The 2,762-nt window shown below is 72.0% G+C and carries 3 protein-coding genes (1 of these 3 only partly in view); 2 read left to right on the forward strand and 1 reads right to left on the reverse strand.

Going from position 1 to position 2,762, the window contains the following annotated elements; all coding sequences use genetic code 11:
* Positions 1-159, forward strand: partial view of a methylmalonyl Co-A mutase-associated GTPase MeaB gene (gene meaB, locus FrCorBMG51_RS03625; protein ID WP_476742098.1) — the final stretch only. The gene continues 723 nt to the left of window position 1, outside the view; only the last 159 of its 882 coding nucleotides appear in the window; the start codon falls outside the window, past its left edge; its stop codon occupies positions 157-159.
* Between the two features lie 133 nt (positions 160-292).
* Here meaB and FrCorBMG51_RS03630 read toward each other — a convergent pair whose 3' ends face one another.
* Positions 293-1,843: a hybrid sensor histidine kinase/response regulator gene (locus FrCorBMG51_RS03630; protein ID WP_047221650.1), complete on the reverse strand. Its 1,551-nt coding sequence runs from the start codon at positions 1,841-1,843 to the stop codon at positions 293-295.
* A gap of 258 nt (positions 1,844-2,101) precedes the next feature.
* Here FrCorBMG51_RS03630 and FrCorBMG51_RS03635 point away from each other — a divergent pair, with 258 nt between their 5' ends.
* Entirely contained in the window at positions 2,102-2,398 is a 297-nt protein-coding gene (locus FrCorBMG51_RS03635; RefSeq protein ID WP_047221651.1) for an MTH1187 family thiamine-binding protein, read from the forward strand.
* Positions 2,399-2,762 lie beyond the last annotated feature (364 nt).

Consider the following 2,762-nt stretch of genomic DNA (forward strand, 5'->3'; position numbering starts at 1 on the left):
CCCGCCGGCGTCGGCGGGCCGCCGACGAGATCGAACAGATCGCCCTCACCGAGCTGCGGGCCCGCATGGGCGGCCTGCGGGACGCGACCCTGCTGGACGCGCTCGCGGGCGAGGTCGTCGCGGGCACGCTCGACCCCTACACGGCCGCCGAGCGCGTGATCGCCGATGTGACCGGCAGCGGGGCGACCAGCGGCGGGACAGCCGGTACCGGAGCGATCATCGGCTGATTCGGCTGATTCGGCTGATTCGGCTGATTCGGCCGGTTCCCGCCGGGCCGGGTGCCGGGCCGGCGCTACTGGTGCGCGGCCTGGTGCCGTCCGCCGTTGCGCACCGCCAGGTGGCCGGCCGCCGCGATCACCGCGTTGACGTCGAGGGGCGCTCCGACGACACCTACCGCGCCGGCCTGCCGCAGCTTGGTCAGATCCCGCGGGTCGTCGTCCGTGGTGAGGACGACAGCGGGGACCTGCCCGGCGGTGGCGTCCGCCGCGAGCACCCGCAGCAGTTCCTCGACCGGCGCGTCGGGCAGGATCCGGTCCAGCAGCACCAGCGCCGGCCGGGAGCGCCGCACGGCGTCCAGCGCGAGGGCGGCGCGCGGGACGCAGACCGTGTCCGCTCCCAGCGAGCTGCGCAGCACGTGGGTGACCATCGCCCGGGTCGCCGGGTCACCGCTGACGTGCACGACCCGCAGGCGGCTGTCGACCGGCTCCGTCCCCGGCTCTGATCCCGCCGACGGCCGGTCCGTGACGGCCGGCACCGGCGCGAACCCGTCATCGTCGTCCGGGTCGCCGTAGGCGTCGTCGAAACGGACGTCGATGGTGTCCAGGACCACGGCGAACACGCTGCCCACCCGGTAGCGGCTGGCCGCGGTGAGAACGCCGCCCATGGCCGTGACCAGGGCGTGGGACAGCGCCAGCCCCAGCCCACTACCCTCGACGCCGCTCCGTTCGGCTCCGAGCCGTTCAAACGGCCGGAACAGCCTGTTCATGGCCTCTGGGGGCAGGCCGTTGCCGTCGTCCTCGACCTCGATCCGCACCCGGCCCCCGGTGACGGGCACGATCCCGACGCGGACGGTGCCGCCCTCACGGCCGTACTTCAGGGCGTTGCCGACCAGGTTGAGCAGGACCTGCCACAGCCGCCGCCGGTCGGCGTCGGCGACCAGGGGTTCGGCCGGTGAGATGACCCGCCGGATCCCGCGTTGTGCGGCCAGCGGCTCGACCAGCTCGACGACGCCCTGGACGATCTCCAGGACGTTGACGGGCCCCTTGTTGATGTCCCCACGCCCGGCCCGCAGCCGGGCGAGGTCGAGCACGTCGTCGATGAGGGCCTGCATGTGCCGGCCACCGGTGATGATCCGTTCGACGTCGTCGTGCAGCTCCGGCGCCAGCGGCTCGAGCTCCAGCAGCTGGGCGAAGCCGAGGACCGCGTTGAGGGGGGTGCGCAGCTCGTGGCCGAGCCGCGCGACGAACTCGTCCTTCGCCCGGGACTCCCGTTCGGCCGCCTCCCGGGCCCGGACGTCCTCGGTGTCCTGGGCTGCGATCACGAAGCCGCCGTCGGGATCGGCCCGTACCGACAGCAGATAGGGCGCCGGGTTGCCCGCGGTGTCGACGAGATCGACGGTTCCGCGCCACTGGCCGGTACGGCTGAGCGCCCGGGGCACGACATCGCGCAGCCGGACCCGCGAGGACGGCTCCACCACGTCGATCAGGTCCCGTAGATGGATCGTCCCGGCCAGTCGTTCACCGAGAAAGGTCCTCGCGGCCGCGCCCGCGTCGAGGACGCGGCCATCCGCGCCGACGAGTACGACCAGGCTTGTCAGCGCGTCGAGGAGGGTCCGTGGAACCACCTATGCCTCGTCGTCCCGTGCCTCGTCATCCCGGTCATTGCGCATCGTCCACTCCACGGCGGGCAATAGTAGGGCGTGCCGTCGAAGAGCGTTGTCCCGGGTTTGGTCGAGTGTCCGTTTATGCCGTCCCAGGGATGGAACCTGCACAGAAGGTAGCATCCGGCGGCTGGTCGTCGCCAATGCTGGCACACTCACCAATCCCGGCAGGCTCGCCGATACCGGCACGAAGGTGGTGGCAGCCATGGTAGATCTTGAACCATGCTCGTAGCGTTCAGCGTGACCCCGATCGGCACCGGCGAGGACGTCGGCGACCTGGTCGCCGAGGCGGTGCGGGTGGTCCGCGCCAGCGGCCTGCCCAACGAGACGTCGGCGATGTTCACGACGGTCGAGGGGGAGTGGGACGAGGTCATCGACGTCGTGCGCCGGGCGGTCGAGGCCGTGGCCGCGAGGTCCGGACGGGTGAGCCTGGTACTCAAGGCCGACATCCGCCAGGGGGCCACCGACGCGATACACGCCAAGGTCGCCTCGATCGAACGGCGCCTGGCCCAGGAATGACCCAACAGTGACCGCTGCCCGGCCAGGTGGGCCAACCTGGCCGGGTTGGACGGATTTTGTCTGGTCCGTGATGGCTGCCGAGCTGGTTGTGGGCTGGTCGGAGGCGCGATGCTGACCGGCCGTGGGCGCCCGGTACACCGAGGCGCTGTCCGGTTTCGCTGCTCGGATGCAACGATGGAGTCATGCCACGGAGGTCACCCATGTCGTCCGGGCCCCGATCGTCAGGACCAGGGCCCGCCAGATCGCGAAACGCCTCGCCCTCAGATCCACGGCTTTCTGACGAACTCGCCGGCCTCCGCTTCGCCGGCGCGGTCCCGCTCGACCCCAAGCCCGCGCCCACCCGGCCGGCGGCCACCGCCGCGGG

Origin of the sequence: Protofrankia coriariae (assembly GCF_001017755.1) — a bacterium.
Classification (GTDB): Bacteria; Actinomycetota; Actinomycetes; order Frankiales; family Frankiaceae; genus Protofrankia; species Protofrankia coriariae.

Coding starts and splice junctions, on each gene's coding strand:
- FrCorBMG51_RS03635 (WP_047221651.1), top strand. CDS start 2,102: ATGCTCGTAGCGTTCAGCGTGACCCCGATCGGCACCGGCGAGGACGTC.